General features: G+C 68.1%; 21 protein-coding genes. 5 read left to right on the top strand and 16 right to left on the bottom strand.

Annotated elements, in window-relative coordinates:
- A partial coding sequence (locus VHD82_RS32865) for an acyl-CoA dehydrogenase family protein (RefSeq protein ID WP_325712731.1) occupies positions 1–646 on the top strand: 646 nt, incomplete at its 5' end.
- Positions 647–738: 92 nt separating this feature from the next.
- Here the strand turns inward: VHD82_RS32865 and dnaB are convergent.
- From dnaB to VHD82_RS32805, 12 genes are all read right to left on the bottom strand, one after another.
- Entirely contained in the window at positions 739–2,142 is a 1,404-nt protein-coding gene (gene dnaB / locus VHD82_RS32860) for a replicative DNA helicase (RefSeq protein WP_325712730.1), read from the bottom strand.
- A 468-nt stretch (positions 2,143–2,610) separates the two neighbouring features.
- Positions 2,611–3,393: an ESX secretion-associated protein EspG gene (locus tag VHD82_RS32855; protein WP_325712729.1), complete on the bottom strand. Its 783-nt coding sequence runs from the start codon at positions 3,391–3,393 to the stop codon at positions 2,611–2,613.
- 1 nt (position 3,394) lies between these two features.
- A complete protein-coding gene (locus VHD82_RS32850; RefSeq protein ID WP_325712727.1) occupies positions 3,395–4,723 on the bottom strand; it encodes a PPE domain-containing protein in 1,329 nt (442 codons plus the stop codon).
- A gap of 15 nt (positions 4,724–4,738) precedes the next feature.
- Entirely contained in the window at positions 4,739–5,344 is a 606-nt protein-coding gene (locus tag VHD82_RS32845; RefSeq protein ID WP_325712726.1) for a DUF3558 domain-containing protein, read from the bottom strand.
- Positions 5,341–5,760, bottom strand: coding sequence for a hypothetical protein (locus VHD82_RS32840; RefSeq protein WP_325712725.1), 420 nt, complete (start codon positions 5,758–5,760; stop codon positions 5,341–5,343). Before VHD82_RS32840 ends, VHD82_RS32845 begins: the two co-directional genes overlap by 4 nt.
- A gap of 148 nt (positions 5,761–5,908) precedes the next feature.
- A complete protein-coding gene (rplI, locus tag VHD82_RS32835) occupies positions 5,909–6,367 on the bottom strand; it encodes a 50S ribosomal protein L9 (RefSeq protein ID WP_325712723.1) in 459 nt (152 codons plus the stop codon).
- A 15-nt stretch (positions 6,368–6,382) separates the two neighbouring features.
- On the bottom strand, positions 6,383–6,631 hold the full coding sequence (gene rpsR, locus VHD82_RS32830) for a 30S ribosomal protein S18 (RefSeq protein WP_325712722.1): 249 nt from the start codon (positions 6,629–6,631) through the stop codon (positions 6,383–6,385).
- Between the two features lie 36 nt (positions 6,632–6,667).
- Positions 6,668–7,168 (bottom strand): single-stranded DNA-binding protein, encoded by a 501-nt coding sequence (locus VHD82_RS32825; RefSeq protein WP_325712721.1) that lies wholly within the window; start codon positions 7,166–7,168, stop codon positions 6,668–6,670.
- A 7-nt stretch (positions 7,169–7,175) separates the two neighbouring features.
- Positions 7,176–7,499, bottom strand: coding sequence for a 30S ribosomal protein S6 (rpsF, locus tag VHD82_RS32820; protein WP_325712719.1), 324 nt, complete (start codon positions 7,497–7,499; stop codon positions 7,176–7,178).
- Positions 7,500–7,578: 79 nt separating this feature from the next.
- Positions 7,579–8,457 carry a hypothetical protein gene (locus VHD82_RS32815; protein ID WP_325712751.1) on the bottom strand — a complete coding sequence of 293 codons (879 nt, stop codon included), beginning with the start codon at positions 8,455–8,457 and terminating at the stop codon, positions 7,579–7,581.
- Between the two features lie 75 nt (positions 8,458–8,532).
- Positions 8,533–9,384 (bottom strand): hypothetical protein, encoded by an 852-nt coding sequence (locus tag VHD82_RS32810; protein WP_325712718.1) that lies wholly within the window; start codon positions 9,382–9,384, stop codon positions 8,533–8,535.
- A gap of 78 nt (positions 9,385–9,462) precedes the next feature.
- Positions 9,463–10,242, bottom strand: a complete 780-nt coding sequence (locus tag VHD82_RS32805) for a hypothetical protein (RefSeq protein WP_325712716.1) — start codon at positions 10,240–10,242, stop codon at positions 9,463–9,465.
- A 102-nt stretch (positions 10,243–10,344) separates the two neighbouring features.
- Between VHD82_RS32805 and VHD82_RS32800 the strand changes: the two genes are divergently transcribed.
- Positions 10,345–11,118, top strand: coding sequence for a deoxyribonuclease IV (locus tag VHD82_RS32800; protein WP_325712715.1), 774 nt, complete (start codon positions 10,345–10,347; stop codon positions 11,116–11,118).
- Here the strand turns inward: VHD82_RS32800 and VHD82_RS32795 are convergent.
- The 3 genes from VHD82_RS32795 to VHD82_RS32785 all read right to left on the bottom strand — a co-directional run bounded on the left by VHD82_RS32795 (position 11,094) and on the right by VHD82_RS32785 (position 15,935).
- Positions 11,094–12,677 carry a glycosyltransferase family 87 protein gene (locus VHD82_RS32795; protein WP_325712713.1) on the bottom strand — a complete coding sequence of 528 codons (1,584 nt, stop codon included), beginning with the start codon at positions 12,675–12,677 and terminating at the stop codon, positions 11,094–11,096. The two genes, VHD82_RS32800 and VHD82_RS32795, sit on opposite strands and share 25 nt — an antisense overlap.
- Before the next feature lie 131 nt (positions 12,678–12,808).
- Positions 12,809–15,139 (bottom strand): transglycosylase domain-containing protein, encoded by a 2,331-nt coding sequence (locus tag VHD82_RS32790; protein WP_414637611.1) that lies wholly within the window; start codon positions 15,137–15,139, stop codon positions 12,809–12,811.
- 397 nt (positions 15,140–15,536) lie between these two features.
- Positions 15,537–15,935 carry a DUF5318 family protein gene (locus tag VHD82_RS32785; protein ID WP_325712710.1) on the bottom strand — a complete coding sequence of 133 codons (399 nt, stop codon included), beginning with the start codon at positions 15,933–15,935 and terminating at the stop codon, positions 15,537–15,539.
- A 223-nt stretch (positions 15,936–16,158) separates the two neighbouring features.
- Here VHD82_RS32785 and VHD82_RS32780 point away from each other — a divergent pair, with 223 nt between their 5' ends.
- The 3 genes from VHD82_RS32780 to VHD82_RS32770 all read left to right on the top strand — a co-directional run bounded on the left by VHD82_RS32780 (position 16,159) and on the right by VHD82_RS32770 (position 18,681).
- Positions 16,159–16,722 (top strand): PadR family transcriptional regulator, encoded by a 564-nt coding sequence (locus VHD82_RS32780; RefSeq protein ID WP_325712709.1) that lies wholly within the window; start codon positions 16,159–16,161, stop codon positions 16,720–16,722.
- Positions 16,723–16,781: 59 nt separating this feature from the next.
- Complete coding sequence (locus tag VHD82_RS32775) at positions 16,782–17,873, top strand: inositol-3-phosphate synthase (RefSeq protein WP_325712707.1); 1,092 nt, start codon at positions 16,782–16,784, stop codon at positions 17,871–17,873.
- 157 nt (positions 17,874–18,030) lie between these two features.
- Positions 18,031–18,681, top strand: a complete 651-nt coding sequence (locus tag VHD82_RS32770) for a TetR/AcrR family transcriptional regulator (protein WP_325712705.1) — start codon at positions 18,031–18,033, stop codon at positions 18,679–18,681.
- On the opposite strand, the gene VHD82_RS32765 is transcribed toward VHD82_RS32770, so the two are convergent.
- On the bottom strand, positions 18,664–19,299 hold the full coding sequence (locus tag VHD82_RS32765; protein ID WP_325712703.1) for an HAD family phosphatase: 636 nt from the start codon (positions 19,297–19,299) through the stop codon (positions 18,664–18,666). The genes VHD82_RS32770 and VHD82_RS32765 overlap by 18 nt on opposite strands.
- Positions 19,300–19,364: the final 65 nt, after the last annotated feature.

Below are 19,364 nucleotides of genomic sequence, written 5' to 3'. Positions count from 1 at the left end.
CGTCGCCGACCTTGAGGTCGCCGATGTCGTTGTGGTGCCGGCAATCGGGGCCGACGGGCCGGAGCTGCACGTCGTCCAGACGGCGTCGGCCGGCGTCACCGTCACGCCGATCACGCCGCTGGACCTCACCCGGCGCATCGCCACGCTGGAGCTCGACGGCGTGGAGTCGCGCAAGCTCCATGGCGACGCGGCAGCGGCTTTGCGTGCCGCGCTCACCACCGGCGCCGGCCTGCTGGCGGCCGAGCAGCTGGGCGTGGCCCAGTGGTGCCTGGACGCGACGACCGAGTACGTCGCCACGCGGCACCAGTTCGGCCGGCCCATCGGCTCCTTCCAGGCGCTGCGGCACCGGCTGGCCGACCTGTGGGCGTCGGTGTCCGGCGCGGTCGCGGTCTCCCGCGCCGCGGCCGACGCGCTGGCCACCGGGTCCGATGTGGACATCGCCGTCGCGGTGGCCGCGTCGTACTGCTCGGAGCTCGCGGTGCACGCGGCCGAGGAGGCGTTGCAGCTGCACGGCGGCATCGGCATGACGTGGGAGCACCCGGTGCACCTGTACCTGGCCCGCGCGAAGACCTCGCAGATCGCGCTGGGTACCCCGGACCGGCACCGCGCCGCGCTGGCCGACCTGGTCGACCTGCCCGGCGCCTGAGAGCCGCCGACCGGACCGCATCGACCACCAGGTGAATCGTAGGCAACCACGCCCACTGAGAAAACGGGGCCCGCCCTGACCCTGCAGATCGCTCAGTTCTGCGCCATGTCGAAGAAGCGGCTGTAGTGCAGCTGGTGGGCGACGGTGACGGTGGTGGTGGGGCCGTTGCGGTGTTTGGCGAGGATGAGGTCGGCTTCGCCGGCGCGGGGGTCGTCGCGTTCCCAGGCGTCGGGGCGGTGGATGAGCATGACCATGTCGGCGTCCTGTTCGAGTGACCCGCTTTCGCGCAGGTCGGCGAGCATGGGCTTCTTGTCGGTGCGCTGTTCGGGGCCGCGGTTGAGCTGGCTGATGGTGACCACGGGTACTTCGAGTTCCTTGGCGAGGAGCTTGAGGTGGCGGGAGAACTCGCTGACCTCCTGCTGGCGGGACTCGACCTTCTTGCCGGAGGTCATGAGCTGCATGTAGTCGACCACGATGAGCCGCAGGTCGTGGCGTTGCTTGAGGCGTCGTGCCTTGGCGCGGATCTCCATCATGGTCATGTTGGGCGAGTCGTCGATGAACAGCGGCGCCTCGCTGATCTCGCTCATCCGGCGCGCGAGCCTGGTCCAGTCGTCGTCGGACATCCGGCCACCACGCATGTCGGCCAGCCGGATCCGCGCCTCCGCCGAGAGCATCCGCATCACGATCTCGATCCGGCTCATTTCCAGCGAGAAGATGACACTGGACATGCCGTGCTTGATCGAGCAGGACCGGGCGAAGTCCAGGCCGAGTGTCGACTTACCGACACCGGGTCGGGCCGCGACGATGATCATCTGGCCGGGGTGCAGGCCGTTGGTCACCTCGTCCAGGTCCATGAACCCCGTGGGGATGCCCTGCGCGCTGCCGCCGCGGGACGCGATCGCGTCGATCTCGTCCATGGTCGGCTGGAGGAGTTCCTCCAGCGCGACGTAGTCCTCGCTGGTGCGGCGCTCGGTGACCTCGTAGATCGCCGCCTGCGCGCGGTCCACGACCTCGTTGATCTCGCCGCCCTCGTTGGCCGCGCCGTAGCCGTACTGCACGATCCGGGTGCCGGCCTCGACCAGGCGACGGAGGATCGCCTTCTCCGCGACGATCTCCGCGTAGTAACCGGCGTTCGCGGCGGTGGGGACCGTGGCGATCAGGGTGTGCAGGTACGGCGCGCCGCCGACCCTGGCCAGTTCACCGCGCCGCTCCAGCTCGGCCGACACGGTGATCGGGTCCGCCGGCTCGCCGCGGCCATAGAGATCGAGGATGCAGTCGTAGACCGCCTGGTGCTTCGGGAGGTAGAAGTCGCCGGGGCGCAGTGCCTCCACCACATCGGCGATGGCGTCCTTGGACAGCAGCATCCCGCCGAGCACCGACTGCTCGGCTGCCGCGTCCTGGGGCGGCTGGCGATCGAACTCGCCGCGCCGCGGCCCGGGGTCCTCGGGACCGGGATCAGGCGGAAAAGCGGGCCCACGGTCGTCCGTCAGCGCCACCGCGCGGACACCTCCTCGTCAAGCGAACACCAGTTCGATTATGCCGGAGTATCCGGCTGTTGCCCACCATCGACGGCGGGCATGTCGGGCGGGGCGACGCGCACTGCGAGCGACCGTCCGGCGGGCACGCTAGATCGCTCGGAAGGAGCAAAGCAAACCTGCCTGTTGATCGTCTGGGGACACCCTGTGGACAACTTGTGGATGAGCGGGCCGATCCAATCACAGGCGCAGGCTTGCCTGTGTACAACTTGGGGACAAGCAGGGTGGCCTTTAGTAAAAGTCCAGGTCAAGCCCTGTGTGCAAGCTGTGGAAAACATTGGTGAAAACTCGTCGGCGTGTCGTGGGGACTCGTGTGTTCGGCGTGTCGTGCGCAGTGGAATACGAACCCCATGACACGTCACCTGTGGATAGCTGCTACGGAACGTAGAAGAACCACTCGTTGGGCTGAGTGGGTGGTGAAGCTCCCGCTCAGCCGAGCGCGCTCTGTGCGTTCCGTAACCGCTCGCCGAGCACCTGCGGGGTCGCCGGCGTGAACACCACGAGTGCATCGCCGCGACCAGGCCGCTCCTCCATCAACCAGCGTCCTTCCGCCGTATCGACAAAGTTCAGCGGACGTTCACAGCGCCGGCGGCTGCCACTGCGGTTTCGAGCCGCGACGTAAAGGCTGCCGGCACCGCTGCGCGGTGTCTCCATGAGCCGGCGCATCTCCTTCGCCGGAGCCTCGGGCGATGCTTCCCGCCCGGACCGCATCACCGAAAACTCACCTTCCGGCCGGGAATCGCGCCCGCTCTCGAACTCCGCCTTGCCGGCCACCAGCGGCTGCCCGGCGCCGGGCCTGCCGTAGGGGACCTGGTTCATGAACCCGACGAGCAGTTCCTCCGGCCGCTCGGGCGCGAGGATCACCGACTCTTCGCCGATGATGCGGACGAGGACGAACGCGCCCCCGCTGCCACTGCCCGCCAGCACCGCGAAGTTCGGCGGTGAGCCGGGAAACTGCCCCTCGAACCAGCCGTAGTACTCCAGCTGCGGCCGCGAGATGGACTCGATCAGGCCGAGCAGCGCGCGGTCCATCCCGCGCGGGCCCATGAGGCCGTGCTCGGTCAGCAGGTTGTTGACCTCCTGGTCCACCCTGCGCTGGGCGCTCTCGTCGTACCAGGTCGGCACGCTCGACAGCACCGCGTGCGGTTCGCCGCCGCGACGCCGGATCAGGTTCAGCAGGATCGGGGTCGAGAGTTTGATCGGAGCGGTCACGTCACTCACCGATCACCGGCGGCGCGGTGAGCTCGTCGGTGCCGAACAGCTCGTTCGGGTCCTCGCCGACCAGGTACTTGGTCTCGTGCTCCTCGTCGTCACTGCCCTTGCCCTTGCCGCCGTGCGCACCCATGCCGGACATGCCGCTGCGACCCGCCGCACCCGCACTGCCCGCGCCGACGCCACCGCGCCCGGCACCCGCCGCACCGCCGCTGCCCGAGCTGGCCCCGGCCCCGGTGCTGGATCCGCCACCGAGGGCGCTGCCCGAACCGGCCGGGCCGAAGCCGCCCAGCGCGCCCGCGCCACCGACGCCATAGCCGCCGGAACCGGAACCGGCACCCGAGCCGCCGCCGGCTCCATAGCCGGACCCCGTCGGGCCGAAGCCACCGCCGAAATCGCTCGACGACGTGCTCGGCGTGTACCCGGCCGCCGTCGTGCCGTCGTTCCAGCTCGGGGTCTGGTACGTCGGGTTCGTCGTGCTGGGCGTGTGGTAGCTCGGGGTGTCCGTGCTGGGAGTGTTGGGCCGGTAGCCGCTGGGGAGGTCGCTCTTGCTACTGGGGATGTTGTTCTGGCCGTAGCCGGGGATGTTCCCGGTGCCGGGGATGTTGCCCGTGTTCCCGGTGTTGCCGGTATTTCCCGTGTTTCCGGTATTTCCGGTCTTGCCGTCGTCTCCGCCGTTGTGCCCACCGTCGGAGAACGTGTTGCCCTGCCAGGCGCTGTACTGCGGCATTCCGGCCGCGTTCTGGGCACTGGCCTGGTAGTACGCGTTGAACGCCTGGACGTTCGTCTGGCCCTGCTCGTTGTACTTCTTGATCTCGTCGTCTTTGTCGCTGAACGGGTTGATGTGGTCCATGAACCCGGCGTGCGGCGGGGTCGCGGCGATCTCCTGCACCTTCGACTGCGCGTTGTCGAAGGCGTCACCCTGGCTGCTCAGGTAGCTGTGGCTCTTGGACAGGTTCTGCGCCGAGTCCTGCAGCCACACGCCGAGCGGGTGCGCACCGGCCTGCACCTGCTGCGACGAATCGCCCTGCCAGGCCGCGTCCATCGCCTGGTTGATCGCGTCGATCTGCTTCGAACGCTGCTCGTGCACGCCCTGCAGGGTGTTCGCCGCGGCTGCGCCGTCACGCAGCGATTCGGAGCTGCCGCCCTGGATCTGCTCCCAGATCTGCCGGGCGTCGATCGTGCGGCCACCGACGTTCGCCTGCTGCTGCTGGGCCTCGGGCCCCGAGAAGAGGTCGACGAGACCGCCCACCACACCGCCGACCACGGTCCCGGCACCGGGCATGATCACGGTGCCGATCGTTGCGCCGGTAAGCGCGCCGTTCCCCATGGCAACCAACCCCTCTTACTGACTCTGCAGATGCGTGATCATCGCCGTCGCGATGCGCTCGGCCACCGGGCACGGGTTCGATTTGTTGGGCCCACTGCCGATCTGCGCGGTGACCGACACCGCAAGCTGATCGGTCACGCCGACCCACAGCGAGCAGTTGCCTGCCGACCGGGTGTCCTGGATCGAGGCGTAGACGGCCGGGTAACCGCTGACGGTTGTCGGCTCGAAGTACGCGTCCTGCGCCTTCAACGCGTAAATGTTGCTCAGACCGTTCTTGTTCGCGGTGACCGGGGAAATGTAGACGTAGTTGAACGTGGAGGTCGCCGATTTCCACATGCAGCGCGGGCCTGCCTGGTCCTGGTCCGCTTGCCCGGCTCCGGTCAGCCCGGTCTGCGTGACCTGGTCGGCCGAAAGCGCGCTGCACGGGTTCGACACCAGCTGGTCGGTGGGCAGCGGCGAAGGCACCGAAGGCGCGAGCTGCGCGGCGCTGCTGCTGGCGGCAGCTGAGGAACCGGTGCTGCCGACCGGTGTCGGGGTGCCACTGTTGCCGGAACACGCGGACAGCACGCCGGCCGCGGCGATCGCGGCGGCTCCGAGTCGGATGGCTCGGACCTTGTTCATACGATTGCCTGCCCCTGTTGCTGCGCGGTCTGGCGCGCGTCGTCTTCTGACTGTGCGATCTTGCCGCTGGCCTGCTGCAGCGCCTCGATGTAGTTCTGGATGTAGGTCTTCATGCGCTGGTGCTGGGTGAGCAACGTCTGGCCGGAGGGGTTCGCGCCCTGGGTGACGAAGTCCCCGCTGGCGAACTCCTGACCGGGCGGCTTGACCTGGGCGACGGTGGTCGCCGACTCGATGTCGGCGTTCACGTCATCGAGCAGTGCCTGCCATTTGTTGATGACGTCCTGCACCTGGTCCGGGTCGAACTTGTAGCCACCGGAACTGCCGTTGTTACCGACCTGGATCGGCGCGGGCGGCGGCACGGTGGTCAACGTGTCGACGGGTGCCCCCGCCGAGACAGGCTGCGCCGGCTGCGTCATCCCGAGCTCCCCTTTTCGCTCCGTCCCGCGCCCCCACATGCGCCGAGATCAGCAGCTTGGATGTTATCGCAGCCGGTACGGTTCCAGTACGGGAAAGCAGAAAGGCCCCGCCCAAGGTGGGAAGGGCCTTTCCGTGCCGCGCTACGGCCTACTGACCGGCCTTGATCTCCAGTCGCACGCCGGCCTCGACGGTCGGGTGCAGCTTGGCGCTGACCTGGTGCTTGCCGACGGTCTTGATGTGCCCGCCGGTCTCGATGATGCGCTTGTCCAGCAGCGGGCCGCCGGCGGCCTTGATGGCCGCGACGATGTCGCCGGTGGTCACCGAGCCGAACAGCTTCTTCGAGCCCTCGGCCGCCTTCGCGACCAGCTCGACGGTGCCGAGCTGCTCCAGCTGGTTCTTGACCTCCTTGGCGTGGTCCAGGTCCCGGATGCGCCGGGTCTCCTGGGTGCGCCGGATGGTCTGCACGTTCTTCTCCGCACCCTTGGAGGCCACGATGGCGTAGCCCCGCGGGAGCAGGTAGTTGCGCGCGTAGCCGTCCTTGACCTCGACGATGTCGCCGGGGCCGCCGAGGTTGGCCACGTCGGTGGTCAGAATGATCTTCGCCATTTTGACGTGCCTCCCTTAGCGCGCGGTCGACGTGTAGGGCAGCAGCGCCATCTCGCGGGAGTTCTTGACCGCGATGGCGATGTCACGCTGGTGCTGGCTGCAGTTGCCGGTCACGCGACGGGCACGGATCTTGCCGCGGTCGGAGATGTACTTCCGCAGCAGGTTGGTGTCCTTGTAGTCGATGAATTCCGGGCGGCCCTTCTTCTCCGCCTTGCAGAACACACAGACCTTCTTCTTGGGCTTGCGAATGGGTGGCTTGGCCACGGTATAGCTCCTGGTAATCCGAGAAAGAGTGGTTGGTTAGAAGGGGGGCTCGTCGGCGAAACCGCCGCCACCGCCACCTGCGGGCGGGGCCGAACCCCACGGGTCGTCGGCGGGCGCGCCGCCGCCACTGCCGCCGCTGCCATAGCCGCCGCCGCCCGAGGGACCCGAGCCGCGGCTGACCTTGTTGACCTTCGCGGTGGCGTAGCGCAGCGACGGACCGATCTCGTCGACCTCGAGCTCGACGACGGTCCGCTTCTCGCCTTCCTTGGTCTCGAACGACCGCTGCTTCAGCCTGCCCTGCACGACGACCCGCGCCCCGCGGGTCAGGCTCTCGGCCACGTTTTCCGCGGCCTGGCGCCAGATGTTGCAGCGCATGAACAGCGCCTCGCCGTCCTTCCACTCACCGCTCTGGCGGTCGAAGGTGCGCGGCGTGGAGGCAACGGTGAAGTTCGCGACGGCGGCACCGGACGGCGTGAAACGCAGCTCCGGGTCGGCGGTCAGGTTGCCGACAACCGTGATGATCGTGTCTCCGGCCATGGTCGCCTCAGGCCTTCGCCGCGACCTTGGCGGCCTTGCGGGCGGCGACCTTGCGGACGACCTTGGTGCGGAGCACGTTCTCCTGCAGCGACAGCTGCCGGTCGAGCTCCTTCACCGCGTCGGGCTCGGAGTTCAGGTCCAGCAGGGCGTAGATGCCCTCGGCGTGCTTCTTGATTTCGTAGGCAAGCCGTCGCCGGCCCCACACGTCGACCTTTTCCACGCTGCCGCCGGACGTGCGGATCACGTTGAGGAACGTGTCCAGCGTCGGGGCGACGGTGCGCTCGTCGAGCGTCGGATCGAGGATGACCATTACCTCGTAATGGCGTGACACAACCACTCACCTCCTGTGGGCTCGCGGCCACGGACTGTCCGTGGCAGGAGGGTTTGTCGGGACCAAGGGTAGCTGGCCGCTACGACACTTTGCGCAGCACCCACGTCCGGACCAGCGCGGCGCTGACTCCGGCGAGCGCGACCACGGCCAGCAGCATCGGCAGTTGCACGGTCTGCGCGGACGAGGAGTCGTCGGCGAGTGCGTTGGCGTTGCCCGCGTTCTTCACGTCGGTCTGGCCCGCCGAGTTGCCGGGCAGCAGCCCGACCTCGGGCGTGGCCGCGCCGGACATCGGTGCGCTGGACGGGTAGCGGTCGCCGGGCGAGAGCGAGAACCCGGGCACTGCCGCGGGGATGTTGCCGTAGTCGCGCGGCGGGGCGGTGGCGTTGCCGGTGCCCGCGATGCCACCGGCCGAACCCATGGCCGGGGTGTTGGTCTGGGCCGTGCCGCCGGTCGCGGCGCTGGGCAGCGAGGTGGTGCTCGAGAAGTTGCTGGCGTACGTGGTCAGCGCGCAGTTGCCGGTGACCTTGTTCTTGATCGAGTCCAGCACCTTCTGCTGCTGGTCGGCTCCCCACCAGCCGAGGCCGTCGGCGCCCTTGAGCGCGTCGTTGACGGCGGCGGCGACATTCTCACCGGTGACGGATCCGTTGGCGGCGTTGGGAATCGTGCCGACGGCCAGCGCGCCCTTCGCGGTGATCTCGTTGGCGAGCTTGTCCGGGTCGACCCCGCTGAGGAAGGCGTTCTGCTCCTGCGCCCCGGCCTTGACCAGACCGGCGACATCCTTGCCCTGCACTGCGACGGCGTCACCCATGTTGCCGACCACCGTGCCGGTGCAACCCTGCGCGAGTACCGTGCTGGCCGACGCCGATCCGGTGAACAGTCCGCCGGTGAACAAGGCCGCCAGCGCCGAAGCGATGACCACCCGGCGCGTCTTCCTGGTCAGGTCGGTCCGCGTTGGCATCCGCACGGGCGCTGTCCTCCAGTGATCGCAGGCGTCGTCATCCGAAGGGATAACGAGGAGCAGGCGCCGACGATACTAGTGGGTAGCTCCGCGCAGCACCCACGTGCGTACCAAAGCCGCGCTCACGCCGGACAAACTGAGCACCGCGATCAGCATCGGAAGACCCAGCGGGCCTGCCGTGCCGCCGTTGCCACCGGGCAGAGCTTCCGCCTGACCTGCGTTCTGCACGCCACTGTTGCCCTGGTTGGAACTCTGGCCGAGCGCGCCGACCTCGGGCGCGTAACCCGGGATCTGCCCGCCGTAGCGGACGCCGGGTGATGGAGCCCACAGTCCGGCCAGCGCATACGGGATGTCGCTGTAGTCGCGCATCGGCGCGTAACCGGAGGAGCCGAAGGGCAGCAGATCGAAGGTGGACGGGTCGCCACCGAGCACCGGGCTGGTCGCGCCCGGGATGGTCGCCGGGGCGCCCGCGTTCGCGTTTCCGTTGCCGCCGCCGGACGGGCCGGTCTGCGGGGAGCCGCCGTTGCTCGGCGGGTTCTGCGGGGCGGGCTGTTCCTGCTTCCCGCCGGTGGCCTTCTGCACCGCGCCGGAGAGTCCGTTGGTGGTGCCGGTGACCGTGTTGTCCACCGCCCCGGCAACCGGCGCGCCGACGACCGGCACGGGCGCGACGACGGTGTCCACGACGTTGACGGTGATCTTGCAGAGTCCGGTGAGCAGTCCGCCGACGATGGAGGTCAGACCGTCCGTAACCGTCTTCAACCCCAGCGGGGTGCTGATGACATCCCCCGGGTGAACCGTGACGGTATCCCCGCATTTCGCGTCGACCGTCGCCGCCGACGCGGTGCCTGGGGCGGCCAATACCGCTGATCCGGCCAATACGAACGCGGTCGCTCCGACCGCAGCTGCCTTGCGCGTTCGACCCTGCATTCGACCGGACCTCCAGTGCACGTCACTCACTGAAATAACGACGGTAACCGAACGGAGTGACGGATGCAGGTCGTCGAATCAGGTGATCTTCCGTCGTAACCAGATATGAGCAAGGCCCGCCGCGACCACGGCCAAAGCCACCGCTGCCAGCAACAACGGCAGTTTCGCTGGGCCCGAAGACGCCATAGGCATCGCCTGCGCGCTGCCCGAATCCTGCGCTACGGCCGCCGGCATTGTCCCAGTCGGTGGAACAAGGCCCGGGGTGATCGAGCCGATCGAACTGGGCGCGATGAGCGAAGCGAGGTCGATGCCGGCCGTGGGGGACGTGACGGTCAGCGGGTAGTTCACGAACTGGATACCGCTTCCGGAGCTGCCCGGGCTGGTGCCGAGAACCGGCTGCCCGGGCTGCGGCGCGGGAGCGGTGGCGGGCGGCGGAGTGGGCTGGCTGGGCGTGCCAGGGTGCGGCACGTCCTTCGGCTCGCCGGACAGCAGGCTCTGTGTGGTGGCGCCGAGCGTGTTCGCGGTGTCCTGCGCCGCCGGGCAGACGACCTTGGCCGTCAGGTCACCGACGAGCGGGAGATTGCCGAGGCCGAGCGTTTTCACCGCGTCCGCGGCCGGGATCTTCACGAGACCGTCGGACTCCGAACCGGTGCCGACGGTGACCGCGTCCGGCTGGTTGAGCAGGGCACCGGCGTCGACCGTCAGCGGTTTTCCGGAGTTGTCCTGGAGAGTCGCCGTGCAGCTGCCGTCGACGACGGGCGCCGCGGTGTCGGCGAAGGCCGCGCCCGGCAGTGCCAGCGTGGCCGAAGCCGTGAGCAGGAAACCGAGCGCGCTGAGCCGGATCGTGGTCTTCCCCATGCTTCCCCCTGGCATCGCCGACCCACGCGGTTCACGGAACGCGCTTACGCTACTTCATCTCCGTGAGCACCCGGGTTCTCACCCGGTTGTAGCGTTGGGCGCATGCAGATCGGTGCGCACATCCACGACGAGGACACGCTCGGGGTCGGCAAGGAGCGGAACGCGGACGTGGTGCAGTGCTTCCTCGGCGACCCGCAGGGCTGGAAGAAACCGGCGCCGCCGTTGACGGCCGCCGATGTCGAGTCCTCCGGCCTGGCGGTCTTCGTGCACTCGCCGTACGTCGTGAACGTGGCGTCGCTGAACAACCGGATCCGTATCCCCTCGCGCAAGCTCGTCACGCAGCACGCCGCGGCGTCGGCCGATATCGGCGCGAAGGGGCTGATCGTGCACGGCGGGCATGTACGCAAGGACGACGATCCGCAGGACGGCCTCACGAACTGGCGGAAGCTGTTCGAGCGCCAGGCCGACGAAGGCGGTTTCGGGGTACCGATCCTGATCGAGAACACCGCGGGCGGCGACGGCGCGATGGCCCGGCACCTGGACATGCTGGCCCGGTTGTGGGACGAGGTCGGCGACTTCGGCGCCGGGTTCTGCCTGGACACCTGCCACGCGTACGCGGCGGGCTGGGAGCTGGGCGACGTGGTCGACAAGGTCAAGGCGATCACCGGGCGGATCGACCTGGTGCACCTCAACAACTCGCGTGACGAGTTCGCGTCCACGCGGGACCGGCACGCCAACGTGGTGGACGGCGACGGCACGATCGATCCGGAACAGCTCGTCGAGGTGGCGCGGGCGGCGGAGGCGCCGGTGATCGTGGAGACCCCGGCCGAAGGCCAGGCCGCCGACATCGCCTACCTGCGAAAAGCGCTCAACTGAGCCAAGTCCGCGGCACCGGGCTGCCTGGTTCGGTGCGGCTTGAGCACGAACAGGTCGCGGGCGCCGTCGAGCACGCCGCCCGCGGGATCGTCCACCCCGTCGAAGCGCACCTTGTCCAGCCGCGGCCGGTAGATCTCGCGGATCACCAGCGCGCACAACCCGAGCACGGCCAGGTCCCGCACCACGACGAAACCGAGGAACCAGTCCTCGGGCAGGCCCTTGTGGTCCACGCCGAGGTAGTAGAACATCCGCGGCACCCACACCAGCGCGTCGATGAGCATCCAGCCCAGCAGCAGCCGCCAGCGCGGAATCGCCAGCACCGCCAGCGGCACCAGCCACAGCGAGTACTGCGGGCTCCACACCTTGTTCGTCACCAGGAAGGCCGCGATCACCAGGAAACACAGCTGCGGCAGCCGGGGCCTGGCCGGCGCGGACAGCCCGATGTACGCGATTCCCGCGCAGCACAACAGGAACAGCGCGCCGCTCACCGCGTTGAGCCAGGTCGGCGTCTGTCCCGGTTGCAATGGCCCGTCGAAACCGGCCCAGCCGGTGAAGTACGAGATGACGTTGTACAGCGAATCCGGGTCCATCCCGCGCTGGGCGTTGAGCCGGAAGAACTCACGCCAGCCGGTGTTGAGGGTGAGCGCGATCGGCAGGTTCACCGCGAGCCAGACCACGATCGTCGTGCCCGCCGTTTTCGTCCAGTCCCGGAACTTCCCGGCCCGGATGCACAGAATCAGCAGTGGGCCGAGGAAGAACAGCGGATACAGCTTCGTCGCCGCGCCGAGCCCGAGCAGCACCCCGGCGAGCACGGGTTTTCGGCGCGCCCAGGCGAGCAGCCCGGTGGCCGCGAGCGCGGTGGCGAGGGTGTCGAAGTTCGTGAAGGCGTGTACCAGCACCAGCGGGGAGATCGCCGCCAGCACCATGTCCCACGGTCTGCGGTTCGCGGTGCGCCCCACCGCCCAGACCGTGACCAGCCAGGCCGCGGCCAGCCAGAACGCGGTGATGTTGAAGTAGATCGCCACCGGTAGCGCGCCGGGCAGCCAGCCCACGCTGGAGATCGCCGTCCAGCCCTGGGTGAGTTTCGCGTTGATCCATTGGAACAGCCCGGTCAGCACCGGGTACTCCATGTACCGCACCTGAGCGTTGGCCGTGCCCGCGTTGTCCACCCAGCTCGTGCGGTACGGGAAGGCGCCGTCCTGGTTGAGCCGTTCCGCGCTGTAGAGCGGCACGACGTCGGAGTAGCACATCGCGACGTAGGGCCTGCCCGCTCGCCAGTCGAGCTGGTTCTGGCCGCTGTCGTCGGTGTATTGCTGGATGCAGCTGGCCTTGCCGAACCAGCACAGCATCAGCGCGAGCACCGCCATCGCGAGGCCGACCCGCTGCGGGGACCAGAACCAGTGCCTGCCCACCGCGGCGTGTTCGCCGAGCGGGCCACCGATCGGTCTGCTCGCCGCGGCCGCCAGCGGTTCTTCGCGGCTGGGCGCGCTCCGCTCGCCGGGCGCGAGTGACGCCGGCGCCGGTTCGGCCGAGTTCTCCTGATCGGTGGGGCTGGACACGCGCGCGATGTTACGGCCCGTCACGTGGGGTTCGGCTTAAGGCGCTCGAGTCGTGTCCATGATCGGGTGCGGATGACAAAACAGGCGGCGGGCCTTGTCGCCCGCCGCCTGTCGTTTCCGGCTCTTCGAGATCAGCCGCCGCCACCGCCGCCGCCGCGGCCACCGGGCGGAAGGATGATCCCGTCCGCGGTGGTGGTGGTAGTCGTTTTCCGGCCACCCGTCGACGACTCGGTGGTCGGCGGCGCAGTGGTGGTCGTCGACGGCGGGCCCGCCGGCTGCGTGTTGGTGTTCGTCGTGGTCGCCTTGGTGCTCGACGAGTCGTCCGAACTCGCCGTCGCCGACTTGCCGATCGGATCCACCGTCGAGAACTTCTCGTTCGGCTTGCCCTTGAGGTAGTTGTTCATGAACTCCTGCCAGATCTGGGCAGGCAGCCCACTACTGCCGATCGCTTTGCCGCTCTTGTCCTTCAGCTCGTTGTTGCCACCGGTACCCACCCAGGACGACACCGAGATGGACGGGGTGTAGCCGACCATCCACACCTGCGAGTTGCCGTTGACCGAGGTGTCGCCGTTGGCCCCGGTGTACTGCTGGGTACCGGTCTTGCCGGCGCACTCGTGGCCGGGCGGGCACTTGAGCTTCGAGAAGTCGATCACCGGCTTGAGCGCGGTGGTCACGTTCCCGGCGATCTGCTTGCTCTTGGCCGCGTTGTTCGCCGCGAACGCCGGCGCCGGGTTGCTCGGCGACTGGTACACGACGTTGCCGCCAGGATCCGTCACCTTCGTGACGAAGTGCCGATCCATCGCGATGCCGTCGTCGGCGAAGGTGGCGTAGGCCGACGCCATGTCCAGCGGCGTGACCTCGGTGGTACCACCACCGAGCGAGATGTTGTTGTCCAGCGCGACCTTCGGGTTGTCCACGCTCTTCACCCCGGCCTCCGACGCGGCGTCACGCACGGCCTGCCAGCCGGTCGTGTTCGCCACCAGGTCGAAGAACACGGTGTTCGTGGATCTCATGGTCGCCTCGGCGACGGTGCATTCCTTGCTGCAGCTGTTGGACGCGCCCGCGTTTCGCACCGTGCGGGAGCCGAACTGTCTCGGGGAGGTTCCGTCGTAGGTCTCACCCAGCCCCTTGCCCATTTTCAGCAGGGCAGCTATGTCGAAAGCCTTGAACGAGGAGCCCGGGTTTCGGGTGGTGTTCGCCCAGTCCTTGGCGTCCGTGTTGTCGTTCGGACCGCCGTAGTAGGCGATCACCCCTCTTGTTTTCGGATCGACCGCCACCAGTGCTTTTCGCAGCTCCGCCGGCTGGCCGTCCATGTACTTGTTGACCGCGTCCACGGCCATCTGCTGGGCCTTGGGATCGATGGTCGTATAGATGTTGTAGCCGCCGGCCTGCAGCTTTTCCTTCGAATAGCCCGCTGCGTCCAGCTCGTCCTCGACCTGGTTCTGGATGTAGGCGTTGGGGCCGGTGATGGCCTGCGGTTTGGTCTGGTCCTTGGGCAACGGGGCCGGATACTGGGCCGCCTGGCGCTCGGCCGCCGGCAGCCAGTTGTTCTTGACCATGTTGTCCATCACGTAGTTCCAGCGCCACGTCGCGTACTCGGTGTTCTCCGACTTGCTCGGGCCCTGGATCAGCCCGGCCAGCAGCGCGGCCTCGGACGCGTTCAGCTGCGACGCGTCCTTGTTGAAGTACGCGTGCGCGGCGGCCTGGATCCCGTAGGCGTTCCGTCCGAAGTAGACGATGTTCAGGTACGCCGTGATGATGTCCTCTTTGGACTGCGTCTGGTTCATCTTGAAGGACTTCACCAGCTCCGTCGCCTTACGGGTCAGCGTGGGAGCTTCGTTCTCGGTGGCCTTTTTGATGTATTCCTGGGAAATCGTGGAGCCACCACCGCTGCCGCCGGTCACCTGGTTGTAGGCGGCGCGCAGGATGCCGAGCACATCGAAACCGTTGTTGGTCTCGAAGGTGGCGTCCTCGGCCGCATACACGGCGTGCTTGACGGTGTCCGTGATCTGGCCAGGCTTGAGGATCTGCCTGTTCCCGGTGTCCGGAACGTCCTTGCCCATCACCGAGTTGTCGTTGTAGTAGTACGTCACGACCTGGCTCTGCTGCGCCAGCACCTCGTCCGGGGTCGGCACGTCCACCAGGAAGTAGGCGATGGTGAAGGCGACCGCGGGCAGCACCACGAACAGGCCGAACAACGCGTAGAGGGTGCGGCGGACGATCTTCCACCGGCGTTTCTTGCGTTGTTTGGGTGTCAGGGCCGCCTTGTCCTTCTTGCCCTTCTTCTTCCCGTCGGTCTCCGGGGTCTCTTCGTCGTCCGGCCCGAACTCGTTGAACCTGTCCTGGTCGTCGTCGTAGTCGTCCTCGGGATAGCTGCCACCGCCACCGAGGGCGTCGTGGGTGAGCAGCCCCGGCTCGCGGTCCTCGGGCGGGCTGGGCGGCGGGCGATAGCCACCGCGCATCGGCCGCTCACCGCCGGGCCCCTGCGGACCCGGGCCCTGCGGACCACGGCCCTGGCCGGGCGGCGGCGGGCCGGGACGACGGCCGGGTGGCGGCGGCACGCGGCCTCCACCGGCGCCGGGCGGAGGAGGCGGCACACGCCGCTGGCCGCCGCCGGGCGTCCGGGGCGGTTGCTGCTGTCCCTCGCGCGGCCATTGCGGCGCCGGCCCGCGTCGCGGTGGCGGCTGTTCGCCGGGCCAGCGCGGCTCGTCACCGTTCGGCCGTTGGGCGCGACGGGGTTCATCAGGCTCCTGGCCTGGCCAGGAGCGGTTGTACTGGTCGTTCACGAATGAGCCTCCCAGACCGGCGGTTCGGGGTTCGCCGTTCTGCGGTCGTCCAGCTGCACGCCTGCCTCCAGGGTCACTGTCCCGCGGTCCTCTTCGAGTGACCACGGGGGGTGCCCGTCCCCAGGACGTATGACCGCACCAGGTGGTTCCAGCGGCAGAGGCGGCACACCTCCACCACATGGACGTTGAACTCCCGGAATAGTTGCTCCATCCGGGTAAGTTCCTCCTGCGTGCGGGCCGATCCGGCGACGTGCCGTAACTCGTCGCCGAAGACCCACGAGACCAGCGTCACGGTCTCCTTGCGGCAAACCGGGCACGGGTACTCGCCGGGTTCGCCATGGAACTTCGCCGCCCGCAGTAGATAGGGATCGGCGTCGCAAACGTCCTTCGTGCCCACGCGACCAGCACGGACGTCGGCCAGCAGCGCTCGGCGCCGCAGGGCGTAGTCCACTACCTGTCGCTGGTTTTGCACGCTGACAGAGTACGGGTCCGGTGTCGGAACGCCATGAGCTGTTCTGCGTAATGATCTGACCGCGTGGAGGACACGCCGGAATTTCGATAACTCTCTGGTGAACTTCGTCCCCCGCGGCGGGCAGGCGCTTCCGTTAGCTACGCCACTTCGATGTATCGACGCGATATAATCAGGCGTTAGGTTGACCAGGTGGAGTCGTTTGCTGCCCGAGAGGGGGTGCACCGTGCTGGAGTTCGCGATTCTCGGGCTGCTGCACGAAGCGCCGATGCACGGATACGTGCTGCGCAAACGTCTGCACGACACGCTCGGCATGTTCCGCACCTTCTCCTACGGTTCGCTGTACCCGACCCTGCGTCGGTTGCAGCGGGCCGGCTTCATCGTCGAGGAAGCCGATGAGGGCGACGAGCACGCCAAAACCCAGCGCAGCACCAGGGTCCGGCGTGCACGCAGGGTGTACAAGCTCACCGCCGAGGGTAAGGAGCACTTCGCCCAGCTGCTGGGTGACGCCGGTCCTCAGACCTGGGACGACGAGGGCTTCGGGGTACACCTGGCGTTCTTCTCCAGGACCCCGGCCGATGTCCGGATGCGCATCCTGGAGGGGCGGCGCCGCCGGGTCGAGGAGCGGCGCGAAGGGCTTCGCGCCGCGATGGCCAGAGCCGAGGAGAAGATCGACCGCTATACCCGCGAGTTGCACCGGCTCGGGCTGGAAAGCAGCGAACGTGAAGTGCGCTGGCTCAACGAGCTGATCGCGCACGAACAAGCCGAACAGCGCGGCCTGCAGAAGTAGCGGCCGCCGTCGTGGAAAAAACACTGACCTAAAAGCTAACGAGCGAAGGAGAATCCGGCATGGGCGACAACAGCGGCCGCGTGAAGGTGGCCATCGTTGGCGTCGGCAACTGCGCGGCGTCGCTGGTGCAGGGGGTGCACTACTACGCGGACGCCGATCCGGCATCGCGGGTGCCCGGGCTGATGCACGTGCGGTTCGGCCCCTATCACGTACGCGACGTGGAGTTCGTGGCCGCGTTCGACGTGGACGCGAAGAAGGTGGGCCACGACCTGTCGGAGGCCATCCTCGCCAGCGAGAACAACACGATCAAGATCACCGACGTGCCGCCGCTGGGTGTGCCGGTGCAGCGCGGCCACACCCTCGACGGGCTCGGCCGCTTCTACCAGGAGACCATCGAGGAGTCCGACGAGACTCCGGTCGACATCGTCGCCGCGCTGCGCGAGTCCGGTGCCGACGTGCTCGTCTCCTACCTGCCGGTGGGCTCCGACGCGGCGCAGAAGTTCTACGCCCAGGCCGCGATCGACGCGGGGGTGGCGTTCGTGAACGCCATCCCGGTGTTCATCGCCTCCAACCCCGAGTGGGCGCAGAAGTTCACCGACGCCGGCATCCCGATCGTCGGTGACGACATCAAGTCCCAGGTCGGCGCCACCATCACGCACCGCGTGCTGGCGAAGCTGTTCGAGGACCGCGGCGTCCAGCTCGACCGCACGATGCAGCTCAACGTCGGCGGCAACATGGACTTCAAGAACATGAAGGAACTGGAGCGCCTGGAATCCAAGAAGGTCTCCAAGACCCAGGCCGTCACCTCGCAGGTCGACCGCGACATGGGCAAGGCCAACGTGCACGTCGGCCCGTCGGACTACGTGCAGTGGCTGGAAGACCGCAAGTGGGCCTACGTCCGGCTCGAGGGCCGCGCCTTCGGTGACGTCCCGCTGAACCTGGAGTACAAGCTCGAGGTGTGGGACTCGCCCAACTCGGCGGGCATCATCATCGACGCCGTGCGTGCCGCGAAGATCGCGCTGGACCGCAGGATCGGCGGCCCGCTGCTGTCGGCCTCCTCGTACTTCATGAAGTCGCCGCCAGTGCAGTACAACGACTCGCAGGCGCGTGACTCGGTCGAAGCGTTCATCAAGGGCGAAGTCGAGCGCTGAGCCCCGGTAAGTCCTCCGGCCTCCCCTGGCCGGGGGATACCGGTCACCGTTTCGACTGGATGTACGTACAGTCAACCTGGAACCGGGGCTCCGGCGCGCACCGGCAGGCAGAATAGAGGGGGTCTGCCGGTGAGCGCCGGTTCGAGTGAGGAGAGCAGTGCCCCGTTCCGTCAGTGCCAACAAGGAGATGCGCGAGGAGTCCAGGCAGAAGATCCTCGCCGCCGCGTTGGCGGTGTTCGCGGAAAAGGGTTACACCGGCGCCACGATCACCGAGATCACCAACCGTGCCGGGGTTTCCCGTGGGCTGGCCTCCTATTACTTCCCGAACAAGCACCTGCTGGTCGACGAACTGCTCGACGCGTATCTCGACGGGGTCGCCGCGATCATCGACATGCCGGGCACCGCGGACGAGCGGCTCGCCGGGATCATCGACGGGGTGCTGTCCGGTCTGCTGACCGACCTGCCGGTGCAGGGCGTGGTGCTCGCGCTGATGGTGCAGCCGTCGACGCATCCGATCTTCGCCGAGGTGGAGGCCCGCAAGGACGAGCGGATCTGCCGGCTCGAGGACAGCCTGCGCGAGCTGTTCACCGAGCGCGGCGCCGCGGATCCGGCGCTGGAGGAGATCATGCTCCGCAGCGTGCTGGAGGGCGTCATCTACAAGGCCGCGGTGTACGGCCCGCAGTACCCGGTGGAGCCGGTGCGCCGCTGGCTGTACGGGATGTATGGCCTGTCCGCGCCGAAAAGCACGCTCACCGGCGCCGAACCGCCACCGGTCACGAGGCTGCGTGCTTCACAGCGCGGCTACTAGCTCCCGGAGTTCGCCGAGCACCGCGGTGACCTGCGCCAGCACCGCCGGATCCGGCGGGAAATGTGGGTTCGGCACCGCGTAGACGGACATCCCGGCGGCGAGCGCGGCGCGTAGCCCGTTCGTGGTGTCCTCCACGGCGGCGCAGTCTTTTGCTTGTACACCAAGGAGTTCGGTCGCCTTCAAGTACACGTCGGGCGCCGGCTTGCCTGCCGCGACCTGTTCGCTGGACACCGCGACCGGCACGACACCGGTCAGGTTCGTCGCTTCCAGAAAGGCCTTGATCAGCACCGGCGGTGAGGAGCTGGCGATCGCGACCGGGTACCGCTCCGCGACCGCGCGCACCGTTTGCTCCGCGCCGGGCAGCACCGGCGGGCCGTCTTCGTAGTGCTTCGCCATCTCCTCGATCACGACCTCGGCGACGCGCTCCGGGGTCAGTCCGACGCCGAGCTCGTCGACCAGATAGCGCGCCCACTCCGGGGTGCTCATCCCCTGCATCGCCCGCGTCGCTTCGTCGGTCCAGTGCCCGCCCTGTTCGGCGACGACCGCGCGCCGCACCTCGTCCCAGGTCTGCTCGGAGCCGACCAGCACCCCGTCGAGGTCGAAAACCACCGCGTCCATGCCTCGAAACGGTACCTGTGTCCAGAATTACTTCGACAAGCTAAGTAAAAATAAGTTAGCATAGC

This window comes from Amycolatopsis sp. (assembly GCF_035546795.1).
GTDB lineage: Bacteria > Actinomycetota > Actinomycetes > Mycobacteriales > Pseudonocardiaceae > Amycolatopsis_E.
This window is presented reverse-complemented; position numbering and strand designations above follow the sequence as displayed.

Excerpts from the sequence above, each read along its gene's own strand:
- VHD82_RS32850 (WP_325712727.1), bottom strand. The coding sequence starts at position 4,723 with ATGGGGAACGGCGCGCTTACCGGCGCAACGATCGGCACCGTGATCATG.
- VHD82_RS32845 (WP_325712726.1), bottom strand. The coding sequence starts at position 5,344 with ATGAACAAGGTCCGAGCCATCCGACTCGGAGCCGCCGCGATCGCCGCG.
- VHD82_RS32840 (WP_325712725.1), bottom strand. The coding sequence starts at position 5,760 with ATGACGCAGCCGGCGCAGCCTGTCTCGGCGGGGGCACCCGTCGACACG.
- rplI (WP_325712723.1), bottom strand. The coding sequence starts at position 6,367 with ATGGCGAAGATCATTCTGACCACCGACGTGGCCAACCTCGGCGGCCCC.
- VHD82_RS32825 (WP_325712721.1), bottom strand. The coding sequence starts at position 7,168 with ATGGCCGGAGACACGATCATCACGGTTGTCGGCAACCTGACCGCCGAC.
- VHD82_RS32815 (WP_325712751.1), bottom strand. The coding sequence starts at position 8,457 with ATGCCAACGCGGACCGACCTGACCAGGAAGACGCGCCGGGTGGTCATC.
- VHD82_RS32810 (WP_325712718.1), bottom strand. The coding sequence starts at position 9,384 with ATGCAGGGTCGAACGCGCAAGGCAGCTGCGGTCGGAGCGACCGCGTTC.
- VHD82_RS32805 (WP_325712716.1), bottom strand. The coding sequence starts at position 10,242 with ATGGGGAAGACCACGATCCGGCTCAGCGCGCTCGGTTTCCTGCTCACG.
- VHD82_RS32800 (WP_325712715.1), top strand. The coding sequence starts at position 10,345 with ATGCAGATCGGTGCGCACATCCACGACGAGGACACGCTCGGGGTCGGC.
- VHD82_RS32790 (WP_414637611.1), bottom strand. The coding sequence starts at position 15,139 with ATGCGCGGTGGCTATCGCCCGCCGCCCAGCCCGCCCGAGGACCGCGAG.
- VHD82_RS32775 (WP_325712707.1), top strand. The coding sequence starts at position 16,782 with ATGGGCGACAACAGCGGCCGCGTGAAGGTGGCCATCGTTGGCGTCGGC.
- VHD82_RS32765 (WP_325712703.1), bottom strand. The coding sequence starts at position 19,299 with ATGGACGCGGTGGTTTTCGACCTCGACGGGGTGCTGGTCGGCTCCGAG.